Raw genomic sequence first — 16,865 nt, 5'->3', positions numbered from 1 at the left:
GACTTCCCTCACCTGTGGGAGAGATCTTTTACGGCACACGAATACGGCACCCGAAAGTCCCGGAGCCGGGAAACGGCTCCGGGACTCGGTGTAACAAGGTGCGATCAGAGACCGGCGACCAGGTTCGTGACCGGGGTCACGTTCAGGCCGGTGGCACCCTCGACGGTGCCGACGACCGTGTCGACCAGGCCGGAGACCGGGGCGACGCCGTCCACCACACCGGTGACGGTGCTGAGGGCGTTCAGGGACAGGCCGCCGGAGACGTTGTCGAGCTCGGCGTCGGAGATCTCGACGGTCTCGACCTGGGGGGTGGAGTTCATGATGGAACTTCCCTTCATATGGATATTCACAAGGGGGGAGCGGCCCCCTCTGGGGGACAGACGACGGCCGCGACCGCAGGCGTCGGGCGCCGTTTCCGGAGCCCCATCGGCTCCTGCGGTGCGATGGATCAAAGCACGCCGCTGACGGGCGCAGCCAATCAAACTCTTGTCCCACCAGGGCACTTGAGCCTCAGGAGATGCGAACCGTGCAGGCGTGGGCACGAGGTGTCGGCGAGTTCTTCACACGCTGCACGGCATCGCTCCGCAGGAGGGCTTGCGGCGCCGAAGCGGAATCGGGCACTCCCCACCAAAGGCGCTCCGTGGAGCGTGTGCATGTGCAGATCCGCCGGATCCGGTGGCTTCGTTGGGTACGCGCTGTGCAGATTCCCTGAAGCCGGGATTCCGCTCGCCGTTCTCGACGGAACGTTACTGATCGATCGCTTTCTGTTCCGGGGGCGGGAGTCGGGTAACTGGGCGCGCGCACGCGGCGGTTCGGGCGGCCACCGATTCGATCAAGACATCCGGCCGCTCGGCGCACACCGGACGCGGAGGGCCCGTCATGCCGTGGGCACAGGCCCGAAGCCACCTCGTACCCCTACCGGGTCAGCGCTCGGGCATGGCCGATTCGCGTTTTCGCAAAGGAAGTTGAGAAACGGAATTGAACACCTCGCGTGACACGTGCGTATCAACGGGCATCCAGGCGCCCCCATAAGCCGCCACCCCCGGCGGCACAGACCCCGGTCCCCAGGAGGTCGAGAAGTTTGAGTCACAAGCGAATTCCGAAGCGCAAGGCCGCGATAGCTGTCGGCGGTGTCGCTGCACTCGGAGCGGCGGCGATCCTGCTGCCGAACGCCAACGCGTCCCAGGACAACTCGGCAGGCGCCGCCACCCCCAAGACCCTCAAGGCGACGGGCGCCTCGGACCTCTCCTCGCAGATCGCCGGACTGCTCGGTGACGCCTTCGCCGGGTCCTACTACGACAGCGCCACCCAGCAGCTCGTCGTCAACGTGATCTCCGGCGACAACAACAACGTCGTCGTACAGGCGGAGAAGGCCGGCGCCAAGGTGCGCGAGGTGCAGAACAGCACCGCCGAACTCACTGCCGCTGCCAAGGTGTTGAAGACCAAGGCCACCATCCCCGGCACCGCCTGGTCCGTCGACCCGAAGACCAACAAGATCCAGGTCCTCGCCGACAGCACCGTCACGGGCAGCAAGTGGGACACCGTGCTGTCGACCGTCAAGAGCCTCGGCACGGACATGGCCACGGTCAAGAAGACCGGCGGCTCCTTCAAGACGCTGGTGTCGGGCGGCGACGCCATCTTCGCCCAGACCGCCCAGGGCGGAGTCCGCTGCTCCCTCGGCTTCAACGTCACCGCGAGCGACGGCACGCCCGCCTTCCTGACCGCCGGACACTGCGGCGTCGCGGCGAAGCAGTGGTCCGACACGCAGGACGGCCAGCCGATCGCCACGGTCGACCAGGCCGTCTTCCCCGGCAACGACTTCTCCCTGGTGAAGTACGACGACCCGGCCACCCAGACCACGAGCGACGTCAACGTGGGCAACGGCCAGACCGTCCAGATCACCCAGGCCGAGGACGCCACGGTCGGCACCCAGGTCTTCCGGATGGGCTCCACCACCGGTCTGCACGACGGCACGGTCACCGGTCTCGACGCGACCGTCAACTTCCAGAGCGAGACCGACCCCAACGGTGTCGACACCGTCAACGGCCTCATCCAGACGGACGTCTGCGCCGAGGCGGGTGACAGCGGCGGCTCCCTCTTCACCCAGGACGGCGGCGCGGTCGGCCTCACCTCCGGCGGCAGCGGCGACTGCACCAGCGGCGGCGAGACCTTCTTCCAGCCGGTCACCGCCGCGCTCACGGCGACCGGGGCCACCCTCGGCGACGCGGGTGCCGGCGCGGGCGCGGGTGCGGGCGGCGACACCGCCACGGCGGACCCGTCGGCGACCGCCGCCGACCCGTCGGCCACCGACGGCACCGGTGACCAGTCCGGAGCGGTCGACCCGTCCGCGACCGACGGCACGGGCGACCAGTCCGGAGCCGTGGACCCGTCCGCGACCGACGGCAGCGGTGACGCGACCGGCGATGGCACGGGCACCGGAACCGGCGACGGTTCCTCGCTCACCTCAAGCCACTGATCCGACCCCTTCCAGAGTTTCAGGTCGGCGGTGGATCGGTCCGGCCCTCCGGCGGGAGGGCCGGACCGCCCTGCGTGTACGTCAGTTCCGACCCGGCTCCCGGGCCCGCAGCAGAAGCAGCGCCACGTCGTCGATCCGCTCCCGCGCCGCGGCGCTGTACCGCACCAGTTCGTCGGCGATCTCCTCCAGCGGCAGGTCCCCGGCCGCTGCGAGGCGTTGCCCCAGTTCGGCCAGGGCGTCCTCGATGTCGACGCCGGGCGACTCGATGAGCCCGTCGGTGTAGAGCGCGAGGACCGAACCGGGCGCGAGATTCACCTCCGTCGTCGGATAGGTCGCGTCGGCGTCGATGCCCAGCAAGGGACCACCGGCCAGGTCCAGCACCCGCACCCGCCCGTCCGGACGGCGCAGCAGCGGCGGCGGATGCCCGGCCCGCGCCATCACGGCCGTACCGCGCGCGGGATCCAGCCGTAGATACAGACAGCTCGCGAACAGCTCGACGCCCAGGTCGATCAGCAGCCGGTTGGTGCTGCGCATGACCTCCTCCGGGGCCTGACCGACGGTCGTGTACGCGCGGACGGCCGTTCGGATCTGGCCCATCAGCCCGGCCGCGGTCACGTTGTGCCCCTGGACGTCGCCGATCACCGCCGCCGGACCCGAGGTGGTCACCAGGTCGTAGAAGTCGCCGCCGATCTCCATGCCCTGGGTGGCAGGCAGATAGCGGGCGGCGGCCTCGATGCCCGGCAGCGACGGCAGCGAGTGCGGCAGCAGTGCGGCCTGCAGTCCGTGGGCCAGCTGGTACTTCGCGTCGTAGAGCAGCGCACGCTCCAGCGCCTGCGCGATCAGCCCGCCCAGACTCGTCAGCACCGCCCGCTCGTCCGCGGGGAAGACATGCGGCTCGGCATACGCCAGCACACAGGTGCCCACCGGCCGACCGGACGCCACCAGCGGCAGATACGCCCAGGCCGCGAACCCGTCAGGGGTGGCGTGCCGGCTCGGATACAGCCGCTCCAGGTCCCGCCGCGAATCGAAGAACGCGGGCACCCCGCTGTTCAGCGCGGCCGTACCCGGCGTCGACTCGGTCAGCTCCATCCCGTCGAAGCGCTCCACCACCTGCGGATCGGGATAACCGCGGTGTCCCAGCACATGCAGCCGCCCGCCCCGCGAACCGAGCACAACCAGCGCCTGACTGCCCACGGCCGGCGCGACCTCGTCCGCGATCAGCTGCACCACGTCCTCCACCCCGACCGCCTCGGTCAGCGCCCCCGCCAGGCTCAGTACCTGGGAGATGGTCACAAGGCGCGACGGCCCTTCTCCCACCCGCGGTGCCGCCCGCCCCAGCTCCGTCACCGCCCGCGCCCGGCTGATCCGCACACTCAGCCCGGTCGTGTTCGGATACATCCGGAACGACAGCCACTCGCCCGGTGGACGCAGCGCCACGAACGACGTGACCTGCTGACTGAGCAGTGCGGCCCGGTAACGGTCCTCGTACACCGGGTCGTTGAGCCAGGGCACCGCCGCCCACAGCTGGGTGCCCAGCAGACCGCTCACCGACTTGCCGAGCAGCTCCCCGGCCGCCGAGTTCGCGAAGCCCACCCGCCCGTGCAGATCCAGCGAACACAGCCCGTACGGCAGCCGGGCCACCATCCGCGCCGCCTCGACCGTGCCCAGCGTCCCGGCCACACTCGTCGCGGGCCCCGTCGCCAGCAGATCGGGCTCCGCACGCGCCGGGCGGCGCTCCTCCACAGCCCGCTCCAGCCGCACCGCGAGCCGGTCGCAGGCGCTGGTCAACTGCTCGCGGTCCCGGTCGGACAGCACCGGCGGATGCGAACCGGGCCAGGTCACGAAGACCGAGCCGTAGACCGTGGACCCGGTGGCCACCGGCACCGCCGCCAGCGCGAAGGGATACGGCAGCACGACCGCGATCCGCGGATAGCGGCGGGCCATGTCCTCCTCGCCGCCGACCCAGATCAGCCGCTGCTCGCGCACCGCCTCGGCGACCGGGATCGGCGCGCTCAGCCCCACCCGCTCCCAGGGCGCGGCGAACGCCCGGGGCAGGCCCGCCATCACCGCCATCTCCAGCACCGGTTCGTCGGGCGTCAGCAGATACACCGCGCCCGAGTGCGCGTGGACGGCGTCCATCATCGCGGCCAGCGCGAGCGACAGCATCGGCCGGCCGACCGGCGCCCCTCCGGACACCTGCTGGGACAACTGCCCGTCGGACACGCCGACCACCTCCTCGCCCGGCCGTGCCGTTTCGGGACTCAGAGTCAGGCTCCACCCTGCGGGCCCGACGCGCACGGCGAGCTGTGCCGCGGCACAGCACCGAGGGCCATCCGGCCCCTCATCTCCACGGAACGGTCACAGGGGCTGCGCGGCAGCCGCATAAGCGCTGTAATTGCGGACGTGGTCAGTGAGGGCTCTGAGGGACGCAGAACGAGAACGCTGCGGGCCGAACTTGCCCTCAAAACGATCACCACCGATCTCGACTCCCGCGAACGGCTGCGCCGGGTCCTCGAACAGACCCTCGTCTTCGCCGGCGCGACCTTCGCCGGGGTGTACACGTCCGGTGAGGCCGACCTGCTGTGCCTGGCCGAGTCGGTCGGTGTGCCGCGCACGCTGTACGGCCTGCGGGACGGCTATCCGGCGTCCGGGGGAGCACCGGTCGCCGAGGTACGGCGGGCCGGGCACCCGGTGTGGCTCGGCCCCGAGGAACTGGCCGCCGGCTGCGACTCGCGACGGCTGCCGACCGGGGAGTTCCATCTGGCGGCCCTGCCCGTGCGCGATGGCGGCTGTCTGCTCGCGGTGAGCGAGCACCCGGCCGGTTTCGACACCGACGACCGCGCCTGCCTCGCGCTGATCGCCGAGGCGGTCGCGATCCCGGTCCCGGACGTGGCCGTGGCGGGCGAGGAACTGTCCGCGGGCTCCTTCGACCTGGCCATGGACACCGGACGGGTCGAGGTCGGCGGCGACATCCTGACGCTGTTCGGCCTGGGCCCGGACGACTTCGACGGCAAGGTCGAGACCCTCCTCGGACTGACCGTGCCGGAGGACCTGCCCTCGCTGATGTCCGTCGTCGAGGCCGACCACATGGCCATCGGCGACCGGGAGCTGGAGTTCCGGGTCCTGCAGCCCTCGGGACCACCGAAGTGGCTGCGGCTGCGCGGCCGGCTCCTGCCCGGCGGCGACGGCCGCCCGGCCCGTCTCGTCGGCACCGTCGGCGACGCCTCCCAGCTGCGCTCCGGCGTCAACGACGTGGCCCGCGTCCAGCGTCTCGCCGCCGCCCTCGCCATGGCCGGCACGGTCCGAGACGTGAGCCAGGCCGTGGTCGCCGCCCTGCGCAAACCGCTGCGCGCCGACCGGATCGCGCTCGCCGAGCTGGAGGGCGACCGGCTCGTCGTCACCGTCCTCGACCCGCCCGAACCCGAGTCCTGGCCCGAGCTGTGGCGCCAGGAGTGGCGCAGCGAGTGGCCCGACGCGCCCGTGCGCACCATGCCCACCCTCGCCGCCGCCCTGCGCGAGGGCCGCGCCGCGATCTGGCCCGCCGGCACCGACCTGGAACCCGCCCTCGCCGAGGTCGGACCGGGCGGCCTCGCCGTGCTGCCGCTGTCCGCCGGCGGCCGGGTGTCGGGGGCCTGTCTGATCGGCTGGGACGACCCGCACGTCTTCGGCCCCGACGAACGCGCCCTGCTCACCGCCTCCGCCGGCCTCGCCGGACAGGCCCTGATGCGCGCCCACGCCTTCGACGCCGAGCACGAACTCGTCGGCATGCTCCAACGCCAGCTGCTGCCGCGCAGGCTGCCGAAACTGCCCGGCGGGGTCGCCGTCGCCCGCTACCTGCCGACCACGGCCGGTCTTGAGGTCGGCGGCGACTGGTACGACGTGATCCCGCTGCCCGACAACCACGTCGCCCTCGTTATCGGCGACGTCCAGGGCCACAACGCGGGCGCCGCCACCCTCATGGGGCAGATGCGCACCGCGCTGCGCGCCTACTCCGTCGAGGGACACCCGCCCGACGTCGTCGTCTCGCACGCCAACCGGCTCCTCATCGACCTGGAGACCGACCTCTTCGCCACCTGCTGCTATGTCGACGTCGACATGGAGGAGGGCTCCGCCTGGTATGTGCGGGCCGGTCATCTGCCGCCCGTCCTGCGTCACCCGGACGGCGGTACCGAGATCCCCGACCTGGACGGCGGCCCACCGCTCGGCGTGGTCACGCAGGCCGACTTCCCGATGAGCCCGCTGCGGCTCCAGCCCGGCACCGTCATCGCGCTGACCACCGACGGCCTCGTGGAGTCCAAGGAGGCCGACATCGACGAGGGCCTCGACCGGCTCGCCCACGGTCTCGCCGTCTCCGACCCCGCCCACCTCGGCCTCGTCGCCGACGCCCTGCTCGGCAACGCCCGCCGCGACGACGACGTGGCCCTGCTCCTCATGCGCTACGACGGCCTCGCCACCCGGCCCCGGCGCGAGAACTGGACGGTGTGGCGCGTCCCCGAGGCGGCCCGGCACGCCCGCCGCTTCACCAAGCGCACCCTGCGCGTCTGGGGCGTCACCGACGAGGTCGACACCATCCTCCTCGTCGTCTCCGAGCTGGTCACCAACGCCCTCGTGCACACCGACGGCCCGGTCCGCCTCGACCTCACCCTCGTCAACCACCGGTTCCGCGTCGCCGTCGCCGACTCGTCGCCGCGCACCCCGGTGAAGCCGACCAGCATCGGCTGGGAGGCCACCGGAGGCCGCGGGATCCTCCTCGTCGAGGCCGTGTCGGCGGCCTGGGGCACGGTGCCGGTGAGCGGCGGCAAACAGGTGTGGGCCGAGATCGCGTTCGACCGGTAGACGGCCGCACGGGTGCCCGTCGGGGCACATAGCGGCAGGTCGCGGCGCCTGTACGCGTTCCCCGTGATGGGGTGCCTGTTTGTGGCACACACCTTCGAGGAACTGGTCGAGAAGCAGCGCGCGGCCGACCAGGCGCGCGGCCGGGTCAAGGAGATGCGGGACGCCCTCGGCGCACCCGCCCACGAACCCTGGACCGAGGCCCAGACCGAGACCTACGAGACCGCCTGGCGGGCCTGGCGCGACCTGAGTCGTGACGCGCAGGCCGCGGTGGGCGAGTATGCCAAGGACGAGGGCCTCGACCGGGCCGAGGTCGTCGCCGACGTCGAGCGGGCGGCGGGTGAATTGTCCGATCAGGCGGGCGATTAGACACCTCCCGTCCCACCTATCGTTGGATGGTCGTAATAAACGAACATAGGGAGGAACGATGCGCGTCCGAAGATGACGCTAAGGTGAAGCGATGAAGGCTCTCGTTCTCTCCGGCGGCACTGGATCCCGCCTGAGGCCGATCACACACACATCGGCAAAACAGCTCGTCCCGGTGGCCAACAAGGCCGTCCTTTTCTACGGGCTCGAATCGCTCGCCGACGCGGGAATCACCGAGGTCGGCATCATCGTCGGTGACACCGCGGCGGAGATCGAGGAGGCGGTGGGTGACGGGTCGAAGTTCGGCCTGAAGATCACCTACATCCCGCAGGACCGTCCTCTCGGACTGGCCCACGCCGTTCTGATCGCGCGCGAGTACCTCGGCGACGACGACTTCGTGATGTACCTCGGTGACAACTTCATCGTCGGCGGCATCACCGGTCTCGTCGAGGGCTTTCAGGCCAACAAGCCCGACGCGCAGATCCTGCTCACCCACGTGCCCGACCCGCGCTCCTTCGGCGTCGCCGAACTCGGCGAATCCGGCCAGGTCATCGGCCTGGAGGAGAAGCCGGAGCACCCCAAGAGCGACCTCGCTCTGGTCGGTGTCTACCTCTTCACGCCCGCCATCCACGACGCGGTGCGCGCCATCAAGCCGTCCTGGCGCGGCGAGCTGGAGATCACCCACGCCATCCAGCAGCTGATCGACGACGGCGCCGACGTGCGCTCCTCGGTCATCCACGGCTACTGGAAGGACACGGGCAACGTCGTCGACATGCTCGAGGTCAACCGGACCGTCCTGGAGTCCATGGACCGCCGCATCGACGGCGAGGTCGACGACGTCTCCGAGACCATCGGCCGCGTGGTGATCGAAGAGGGCGCGCGCATCGAGCGCTCGCGCATCGTCGGACCCGTCGTCATCGGGTCCGGAACCGTCGTGAGCGACTCCTACATCGGACCGTTCACCTCGGTCGCGGAGAACTGCCGGATCACCGACAGTGAGCTGGAGTTCTCCATAGTGCTGCAGGACTCGTCCATCGCCGGGGTGGGCCGGATCGAGTCCTCGCTCATCGGCAAGCACGTCGAAGTGACCCCCGCTCCGGGGGTACCCAGCGCCCACCGCCTCGTTCTCGGAGACCACAGCAAGGTGCAGATCCGTTCATGAATCTCCTCGTCACCGGCGCCGCCGGCTTCATCGGTTCCGCGTACGTCCGCATGCTCCTCGCCTCGGACGCGCCTGACGCGCCCCGCATCACGGTGCTGGACAAGCTCACGTACGCCGGCACGCTCGACAACCTGGAAATAGGCCACCCGCGCCTGGAGTTCGTCCAGGGCGACATCTGTGACGCCGAACTGGTCGACAAGCTGATGGCTGAGGCGGACCAGGTGGTCCACTTCGCGGCCGAGTCCCACGTGGACCGCTCGATCAACGGCGCCGCCGACTTCGTCCGCACCAACGTGGTGGGCACCCAGGTCCTGCTCGACGCGGCCCTGCGCTACAACGTCCCCTTCGTGCACATCTCCACCGACGAGGTCTACGGCTCCATCGAGTCCGGCTCGTGGCCGGAGACCCACCCGCTGGCGCCCAACTCGCCGTACTCCGCGTCGAAGGCATCCTCCGACCTGCTCGCCCTGGCCTACCACCGCACCCACGGCCTGGACGTGCGCGTCACCCGCTGCTCGAACAACTACGGGCCGCACCAGTTCCCCGAGAAGGTCATCCCGCTGTTCGTCAGCAACCTCCTCGACGGCAAGAAGGTCCCGCTCTACGGCGAGGGCCTCAACGTCCGCGACTGGCTGCACGTCGAGGACCACTGCCAGGGCATCGAGCTCGTGCGCACCAAGGGCCGGGCCGGCGAGGTCTACAACATCGGCGGCGGCACCGAGCTCAGCAACAAGGAGCTCACCGGCCTGCTGCTCGAAGCCTGCGGCGCGGACTGGGACCGGGTCGAGCGCGTCGAGGACCGCAAGGGCCACGACCTGCGCTACTCCGTCGACTGGTCCAAGATCCACGACGAGCTCGGCTACACCCCCAAGCACGACTTCGCCACGGGCCTGGCCGACACCGTCGCCTGGTACCGCGACAACCGCGCCTGGTGGGAGCCGCTCAAGGCAAGGGTGGAGCGCGGCTGATGAAGTGGCTGGTCACCGGTGCCGGCGGGATGCTCGGCCACGACGTCCTGGACGAACTCGCCCGGCGCGGTGAGCAGTTCGTCGGTCTCGACCGCGCCGCCCTGGACATCACCGACCCCGCGTCGGTGGACCGGGCGTTCGCGGAGCACCACCCCGACGTGGTGGTGAACTGCGCGGCGTACACCGCCGTCGACGACGCCGAGACCGACGAGGAGCGGGCCCTTCGCATCAACGGCGAGGGGCCCCGGCTCCTCGCCCGCGCCTGCGCCGCCTCGGGCGCGCGGCTCGTGCACGTCTCCACCGACTACGTCTTCGACGGCGAGGCCCGCAGCACGCCGTATCCGGAGAATCACGCCACCGCTCCGCGCACTGCGTACGGGCGTACCAAACTGGCGGGCGAGCAGGCCGTGTTGGCCGAACTGCCCGGTAACAGCGCGGTTGTCCGAACGGCTTGGCTGTACGGAGCCTGTGGGGGTAACTTCGTCCGCACGATGATCGAGCTGGAAGCACGTCGCGACACTCTCGACGTCGTCGACGACCAGCACGGACAGCCGACCTGGACCGCCGACGTCGCCGTACGGATCGCCGACCTCGGCGCCCGTATCGGCCAGGTCGAGGGCGCGCACGGGGTGTTCCACGCGACCAGCTCCGGTGAGACCAGCTGGCACGGTCTCGCGCAGGAGGTGTTCCGGCTCATCGACGCCGATCCGGAGCGTGTCCGCCCCACCACGAGCGCTGCTTTCGTCCGTCCCGCGCCCCGCCCCGCCTACAGTGCCCTGGGGCACGAGCGGTGGCGGGAGGTCGGCCTGGAACCGCCTAGGGACTGGCGGTCCGCCCTGCACGAAGCACTTCCTCACATCCGCAAGGAGATTTCTTCGTGAAACGTCATGAGTTCCTGCGGGGGCTCCACAAGTCAACCGCGAACCGCAACTACCTGGAGATCGGCGTCAACGACGGCCGCAGCCTGACGCTCTCCCGGGTGCCCAGCGTCGCGATCGATCCCGCGTTCAAGGTGGTCACGGAGATCCGCTGTGACGTCCACCTGGCCAAGGCGACCAGTGACGACTTCTTCGCCCGGGACAACCCGCTGGTGCACCTGCGCGGCGGCCGTCACCCGCTGCGTCAACTGGCCCGCAACCGGAGCCCGTTGGGCTGGTGGAAGACCACCACGCTGGACCTGTCGTTCATCGACGGCATGCACCTCTTCGAGTACGCGCTGCGCGACTTCATCAACGTGGAGAAGCACTCGGGCTGGGCCAGCGTCATCGTCTTCGACGACATGCTGCCGCGCAGCATCGACGAGGCGGCCCGCGACCGGCACACCGATGCCTGGACCGGCGACGTGTACAAGCTGGTCGAGATCCTCGCCCGCTACCGTCCGGACCTGGTGACGGTCCTGGTCGACACCCAGCCCACGGGACAGCTCGTGGTCTTCGGCGCCGACCCGACCAGCACCGTCCTCAAGGACAAGTACGACGAGATCATCGCCGAGTTCGAGGTCCCGGACCCGCAGAAGGTGCCCGAGGCGATCCTGGAGCGCACCACCGCGGTGAAGCCCGAGGCGCTGCTCGACGCCGGTTTCTGGGGCCCCCTCGCCAACGCCCGCAACCGCGGGACCAAGCGGTCCCGCGGCTGGGAGCCCCTGCGCCGTGCGGTGGAACAGCTCAGCGTCAGTCGCTGAGCCGGCCACCACGCAGTCGCTCGTAGTAGGCGGAGCAGTCCGCGTAGGACGGAAGAAGTCCTGACTGCTCCGCCTCTGCCAATGTCGGCGCCTCGGCGTCCTTCTCCGACAGCACCGGCTCGAAACCCTCCGGCCAGGCGATGCCCAGCGCCGGGTCGAGCGGGTTGATCCCGTGCTCACGGCCGGGCGAGTAACCCGTCGAGCACAGGTACACGACCGTCGCGTCGTCGGTCAGGGCCATGAACGCGTGCCCGAGGCCCTCCGCGAGGAACACGGCGTGCTTGCTGTCGTCGTCCAGTCGGACGGCCTCCCACTGACCGAAGGTGGGAGAGCCGACGCGGATGTCCACGATCACGTCGAGGACGGCGCCGCGCACGCACTTGACGTACTTGGCCTGGCTCGGCGGCACGTCGGAGAAGTGCACTCCGCGCACCACACCACGCCGCGACACCGAGCAGTTGGCCTGTGACAGCTCCAGGTCGTACCCGGTGGCCTCGCGGAACTCCTCGCCGCGGTACCACTCGTGGAAACTGCCCCGGTCGTCAGGGAAGACCTTGGGCTCCAGGACCCAGGCGCCTTCAATCCCCAGTGATCGCACGTTCTTCCGTCCTCCATGGCTTGCTCGGGTACTGCGACTTGCTCGGTACCGCTACTTGCTCAGGGCACGCTTCAGCTTGCGCGCCACCCGGCGGGCCAGCCCCGGCTTGGGCTTGGGGGCCACCGGCTTCGGCGCGGGCTTGGGCTCGGCGGGCTTGGCCTTCGGCGCCGCCTCCACCCGGATACCGCCGGCGTCACCGGCCAGCCGCACCGGCAGAGCCAGGAAGCGCTGCCCGGTCGCGGTCGGGGTCAGGCACACCGACGCGGCCCACGCCAGGTCCTTCAGCTCGGCGGCGGGCACCTCGGCCGCCAGCCGCGCACCGGAGGACTCGGGGGAGAGCACACCGGGCACGTCCAGCGTCGTACCGGACGCCTTGTGGGTCAGACGCAGCAGTACGTCGGTGGCCGCGGGGACGTGGAAGGGGAGCAGTACGCCGACGCGGGCGCCGGTGACCGTGAAGTCCTCGGGCTTGAGGTCGGCGAGGCCGAGGCGCTTGCTCGCCTTGTCGACGTCCAGCGAGAAGTTGCCGTGCGGCTCCGTGTAGTACGGCAGCAGCACCTGGCCGGCGACGACACCGGCGTGCCCGGCGTTCTCCCCGTGCTGCGGGACCGGGCCGAGGCGGCACTCCTTGTTCCAGGAGCCGATGACGACCCGGACGTAGGTGTCCCAGAGGCCCTCGCTCAGCGGGGCGCCGCCGGCCGCGGTGGCGGGGTCGACGGTGGCCGTGGCGTGCAGCACCAGGCGGACGCCGTCGCCCTCGGGGACCGCCTCGTGCGAGATCTCCACGGGCTGGAAGTGCGAGGCGGCGCTGGTGCGTTCACGGACGACGAGGTCGGCCGTCGCCTTCTTGAAGTTGGCGGTGGCGTCGGCCGTGAGCATGGCGGTCGCCTCGGCGAGGGTCTTCGGCTCCGGGTGCTTGGGAGCCGGGGCGCCCTTGGCCTCGTAGATCGCCGGCTTGCCGTCGACGACGAACTCGGCACGGTAGTGGACAAGCAGCTTGCCGTCCCGCCACTCGATCTCGCCCGGGGACGCCTGCGGCTTGAGGGAGGCCTCCCACTCGGCGAGCTCGACGAGGTCGTCGTAGCGGTCGGCGGCGGCGAGGGCCGCGACGACCCGAAGCCGCGGGCCGAGACCGGCCGCGACACCGGGGCCGAAGCGCTCGGTCATGACACCGCGGATCTCCTTGAGGAGTTCACGCCGGTAGTCGTCGGGGGCCTTCAGGAGCCGGCCGCCGCCGAGGCGCTCCATCATCTCCACACGCAGCCAGCGGCGGAAGATCTTGTCACGGGCCGGACCCGGCTCGGTGTACTTCTCGACGACGTCGAGGGCCTCGCGCAGGTTCTTGAAGTAGCCGACCGGGTCGAAGCGCTGGAAGCCGGCGTTCGAGGCGTCCTCGCGCTTGATGTGGTAGTAGCAGACGTAGTCGCTGAGCACGGCGACGTTGTCCGCGGCGAGGTAGGCCTCCGTCACGAAGACGTGGTCCTCCAGGCGGCGACGCCCCTCCGGGAACCGCAGGTTGATGCGGTCGAGGAACGCGCGGCGGAGCATCTTGTGCGGGGTGAGGCTGTCCATCAGAGGCGCGGTCTCGACCGACGCGTGCGGGTAGTTCTTGCGGAACAGCTCCACGGGCACGGCGCGGCCCTTGCCGGCCATCTTGCCGACGATGACATCGGCGCCGTTGGCCACGCCGTAGTCGTACATCCGCTCAAGGGCCTCGTCGCCGAGGTAGTCGTCGTTGTCGACGAACATGACGAACTCGCCCTTGGAGGCGGCGATGCCGACGTTGCGGGGCTTGCCCGACCAGCCGGACGCCTCCTGGTGGATGACGTGGATGTGGGGGTGCTGCGCGGCGACCTCGTCGAGCCTCGCGGGCGTGCCGTCCGTCGAGCCGTCGTCGACGAAGATCGCCTCGTACTCGTCGTTAGGCAGGGACTGCCTGAGGAGAGAGGAGATGCAATCCTCGATGTAGGGCCCTGGGTTGTACACAGGGACGACGACACTGACCTTGACCGACATCCGGCTTCTAGCCCCCTTGTTTGCGCTCACCGTCCCCCGTTGCGGAACGGCGCGAGTGGGGTGATGCTAACCCGGTCTGTCTCGATGCCGCCCATTGGGCCGGTGTTGGGCAACGGTTAACCCGCCGTGGGTCGAGGTCAGCCCCCGTTGTGGGTCTTGGCCAGAAGTTCCAGGATTTCGGCCGATGTGCCCGTTTCGCCCAGGCGAGGGAAGATCCGCTCGACGCTGTGGGCGTGCGAGACGGCGTCCAGATCGCTCATCGCGTCCGTGGCCAGGGTCACGTGATAGCCGTGCTCGTGGGCCGCGCGGGCGGTGGACTCGACGCCGATGCTGGTGGCGATGCCGGTCAGCATGATCTGCGTGACACCGCGCCGGCGCAGCTGCACGTCCAGGTCGGTGCCGTGGAAGGCGCCCCAGTTCCGCTTGACGACGTGGATGTCGCCGGGGTGCCCGGCCAGTTCGTCGACGACGACGTCCCAGCCCTCGGGGCGGCCCGCGCCCCCGGCGCGCTGTCGCTCGGTGCGGCCGTGAACCGCGTCGGCACCGTCGTCCGCGAAGCTGACCCGGACCAGGACCACGGGCAGGCCGGCGGCCCGGAAGGCGTCGGCGAGTTCGACGGTACGGGCGACGACCTCGGGCCCGCGGTACGGCTCGGTCGGTGCACCGACGACGCCGCCCTGGAGGTCGATCACGACGAGGGCGGTGCGCTGGTCGAGAGTGGTGAGTGCCATGAGGGAGGCCTTTCAGGGGCTACGGGGGCTCAGCCGGCTGTCGGGGTGAGGGGCGCAGGGCGCCGGCGGGCGGGGTGATGTCCGGGCGGGTTCCGGTTCACTGCTCCGACAGCCGTTCCAGCAGCTTCAGCGCGTCGACGATCGTGCGCCGTTCCCGCTCGGTGTAGCGGTCCTCGAAGGCGCGCGCGAGCCACTCCTCACGGACCTGCCGGTTGTCCGCGACGCGCTCGCGGCCCGCCTCGGTGAGAGTGACCAGTTGTCTGCGGCCGTCCTCGGGGTCGGGGCTGCGCCGGATCAGCCCGTGCCGGTCGAGGGCGGCGAGGGTGGCCGCCATCGACTGCGGCCTGACCCCCTCGGCCGACGCCAGCGCGCTGGCCGTGGCCGCGCCGTGCTTGCCGACCAGGGTGAGCGCCGACTCCTGTGAGGGAGTCAGGTCCTCGTCCGTCGCGACCTCACGGATCCGGCGCCGCAGCCGGCTGAACACCACCCGCAGGTCCCGCGCGGAGCGGGCGGCCGAGTCCGAGATGCCGGCGGGTGTCCGGGAGCTCTGCTGATCCATGGGCCCACCGTAAAACTGTCAGTGAAAACTGTCCAGTCACAACTGAACAGTCTGCCCTGAAGATTCCTTCGAGTGCACTGCCCTGTGCGCCGGCGGAGGTACCAAGGGCGAGTGGGGAGCGGATCGCGATGAACGAGTACTCGGCAGGCGGAACGGCCCCGACCGACTCGTCCGTGGCACACCCCGCCCGCGTCTGCAACGCCTGGCTGGGCGGCAAGGACAACTACCCCGTCGACCAGCAGGCCGCCGAGCCGGCCGCCGCGGCCAACCCGGAGATCGTGCCCGCGGTCCGCGCCAACCGGGCCTTCCTCGGCCGGCCCGTCCGCGAGCTGAGCGGCAAGGCGGGCATCCGCCAGTTCCTCGACATCGGCACGGGCATACCGGCCGCGGACAACACCCACGAGGTGGCCCAGCGCGTCGACCCCGAGGCCCGCGTCGTCCACGTCGACAACGACCCCATCGGTCCTGGCACACGCGCGTGCCCTGCTCGTCAGCAGCCGGGAAGGCGCCACGGACTACCTGGAGTCGGACCAGCGCGACGCGGACCGCATCCTCGCTGCCGCGGCCGAGACCCTCGACCTCTCCCGGCCGGTGGGTCTGATGCTGGTGGCGATCCTCCAGTGCGTCCCCGACCGCGACGACCCCTACGCCATCACCCGGCGCCTCCTGAACGCGCTCGCCCCCGGCAGCCACCTCGTCCTCCCCAATCCGGCGGCCGACGTCGGCGCCGAGGAGGTCGCCGAGTCGATGCGCGTCTACAACGAACGCGCCCTCGAACACGCGGGCGCCACCCCGCGCACCCACGCCGACGTGGCCCGCTTCTTCGACGGCACGGACATCCTCGACCCCGGTGTCGTCCAACTGCCGGTCCGGTGCACCGACCCCGAGGACACCCCGGCGACCGGTCCCCTCCCGATGTGGTGCGGGGTGGGCGCCAAGCCCTGACAGCACCATGGACCTAGGCTGACCCCGTGCGTCTGCTGCTGATGTCCGACACCCATCTCCCCAAGCGCGCCAAGGAACTCCCCGCGCAACTCCTCGCCGAACTCCCGCGCGCCGACGTCGTGTTCCACGCCGGCGACTGGGTCGACACGGCCACCCTCGACCTGCTGGAGAGCCGCAGCCGCCGGCTCGTCGGCGTGTACGGCAACAACGACGGCCCCGAACTGCGTGCCCGGCTCCCCGAGGTGGCGTACGCCGAACTCGGCGGCCTGCGTTTCGGAGTCGTGCACGAGACGGGCCCCGCCCAGGGCCGTGAGACGCGCTGCGCGGCCCGCTTCCCGGACCTGGACGTGCTGGTCTTCGGACACAGCCACATCCCCTGGGACACCACGGCCCCCACCGGTCCACGGCTGCTCAACCCGGGCTCCCCGACCGACCGCCGACGCCGGCCGCACTGCACGTACCTGACGGCGGCGGTCATGGACGGCACCCTGACGGACCTCGTACTGCACCGGCTGCCGCCGAGGTGACCC

General features: G+C 70.7%; 14 protein-coding genes and 1 pseudogene. 9 read left to right on the top strand and 6 right to left on the bottom strand.

Features of this window, described 5'->3' with window-relative positions; translation table 11 throughout:
* Window positions 1-104 precede the first annotated feature (104 nt).
* The gene (locus AB0I51_RS26270; RefSeq protein WP_362979085.1) at window positions 105-320 is read right to left on the bottom strand and encodes a type A2 lantipeptide; all 216 of its coding nucleotides are present in this window, start codon (window positions 318-320) and stop codon (window positions 105-107) included.
* A 761-nt stretch (window positions 321-1,081) separates the two neighbouring features.
* Here AB0I51_RS26270 and AB0I51_RS26265 point away from each other — a divergent pair.
* Entirely contained in the window at window positions 1,082-2,476 is a 1,395-nt protein-coding gene (locus tag AB0I51_RS26265) for a S1 family peptidase (protein ID WP_362979083.1), read from the top strand.
* A gap of 81 nt (window positions 2,477-2,557) precedes the next feature.
* Here AB0I51_RS26265 and AB0I51_RS26260 read toward each other — a convergent pair whose 3' ends face one another.
* Window positions 2,558-4,708 carry a SpoIIE family protein phosphatase gene (locus tag AB0I51_RS26260; RefSeq protein WP_362979081.1) on the bottom strand — a complete coding sequence of 717 codons (2,151 nt, stop codon included), beginning with the start codon at window positions 4,706-4,708 and terminating at the stop codon, window positions 2,558-2,560.
* Window positions 4,709-4,879: 171 nt separating this feature from the next.
* Between AB0I51_RS26260 and AB0I51_RS26255 the strand changes: the two genes are divergently transcribed.
* From AB0I51_RS26255 to AB0I51_RS26230, 6 genes are all read left to right on the top strand, one after another.
* The gene (locus AB0I51_RS26255; RefSeq protein ID WP_362979079.1) at window positions 4,880-7,312 is read left to right on the top strand and encodes a SpoIIE family protein phosphatase; all 2,433 of its coding nucleotides are present in this window, start codon (window positions 4,880-4,882) and stop codon (window positions 7,310-7,312) included.
* Between the two features lie 81 nt (window positions 7,313-7,393).
* On the top strand, window positions 7,394-7,678 hold the full coding sequence (locus AB0I51_RS26250; RefSeq protein ID WP_362979077.1) for a hypothetical protein: 285 nt from the start codon (window positions 7,394-7,396) through the stop codon (window positions 7,676-7,678).
* 91 nt (window positions 7,679-7,769) lie between these two features.
* The gene (locus tag AB0I51_RS26245) at window positions 7,770-8,837 is read left to right on the top strand and encodes a glucose-1-phosphate thymidylyltransferase (protein WP_362979075.1); all 1,068 of its coding nucleotides are present in this window, start codon (window positions 7,770-7,772) and stop codon (window positions 8,835-8,837) included.
* Complete coding sequence (gene rfbB / locus AB0I51_RS26240; protein ID WP_362979073.1) at window positions 8,834-9,805, top strand: dTDP-glucose 4,6-dehydratase; 972 nt, start codon at window positions 8,834-8,836, stop codon at window positions 9,803-9,805. Before AB0I51_RS26245 ends, rfbB begins: the two co-directional genes overlap by 4 nt.
* Entirely contained in the window at window positions 9,805-10,686 is an 882-nt protein-coding gene (rfbD, locus tag AB0I51_RS26235) for a dTDP-4-dehydrorhamnose reductase (protein ID WP_362979071.1), read from the top strand. The genes rfbB and rfbD overlap by 1 nt, the downstream gene beginning before the upstream one ends.
* Window positions 10,683-11,486: a class I SAM-dependent methyltransferase gene (locus AB0I51_RS26230; protein ID WP_362979069.1), complete on the top strand. Its 804-nt coding sequence runs from the start codon at window positions 10,683-10,685 to the stop codon at window positions 11,484-11,486. The genes rfbD and AB0I51_RS26230 overlap by 4 nt, the downstream gene beginning before the upstream one ends.
* Here AB0I51_RS26230 and rfbC read toward each other — a convergent pair.
* The 4 genes from rfbC to AB0I51_RS26210 form a co-directional block, all read right to left on the bottom strand.
* Complete coding sequence (gene rfbC / locus AB0I51_RS26225) at window positions 11,476-12,084, bottom strand: dTDP-4-dehydrorhamnose 3,5-epimerase (RefSeq protein ID WP_362979067.1); 609 nt, start codon at window positions 12,082-12,084, stop codon at window positions 11,476-11,478. The genes AB0I51_RS26230 and rfbC overlap by 11 nt on opposite strands.
* A gap of 51 nt (window positions 12,085-12,135) precedes the next feature.
* The gene (locus tag AB0I51_RS26220; protein WP_362979065.1) at window positions 12,136-14,100 is read right to left on the bottom strand and encodes a glycosyltransferase family A protein; all 1,965 of its coding nucleotides are present in this window, start codon (window positions 14,098-14,100) and stop codon (window positions 12,136-12,138) included.
* Window positions 14,101-14,237: 137 nt separating this feature from the next.
* The gene (locus AB0I51_RS26215; protein WP_362979063.1) at window positions 14,238-14,831 is read right to left on the bottom strand and encodes a hydrolase; all 594 of its coding nucleotides are present in this window, start codon (window positions 14,829-14,831) and stop codon (window positions 14,238-14,240) included.
* Window positions 14,832-14,928: 97 nt separating this feature from the next.
* Entirely contained in the window at window positions 14,929-15,390 is a 462-nt protein-coding gene (locus tag AB0I51_RS26210) for a MarR family transcriptional regulator (RefSeq protein ID WP_362979061.1), read from the bottom strand.
* A gap of 128 nt (window positions 15,391-15,518) precedes the next feature.
* Here AB0I51_RS26210 and AB0I51_RS26205 point away from each other — a divergent pair.
* Window positions 15,519-16,335, top strand: a pseudogene (locus AB0I51_RS26205) (SAM-dependent methyltransferase).
* Window positions 16,336-16,361: 26 nt separating this feature from the next.
* Entirely contained in the window at window positions 16,362-16,862 is a 501-nt protein-coding gene (locus AB0I51_RS26200) for a metallophosphoesterase (protein WP_362979060.1), read from the top strand.
* Window positions 16,863-16,865: the final 3 nt, after the last annotated feature.

It is taken from the genome of Streptomyces sp. NPDC050549 (genome assembly GCF_040655035.1).
In the GTDB taxonomy this organism is placed as follows: Bacteria; Actinomycetota; Actinomycetes; order Streptomycetales; family Streptomycetaceae; genus Streptomyces.
Note: the sequence above shows the minus strand (reverse complement) of the source record. Positions and strands in the feature narration are given on the sequence as shown.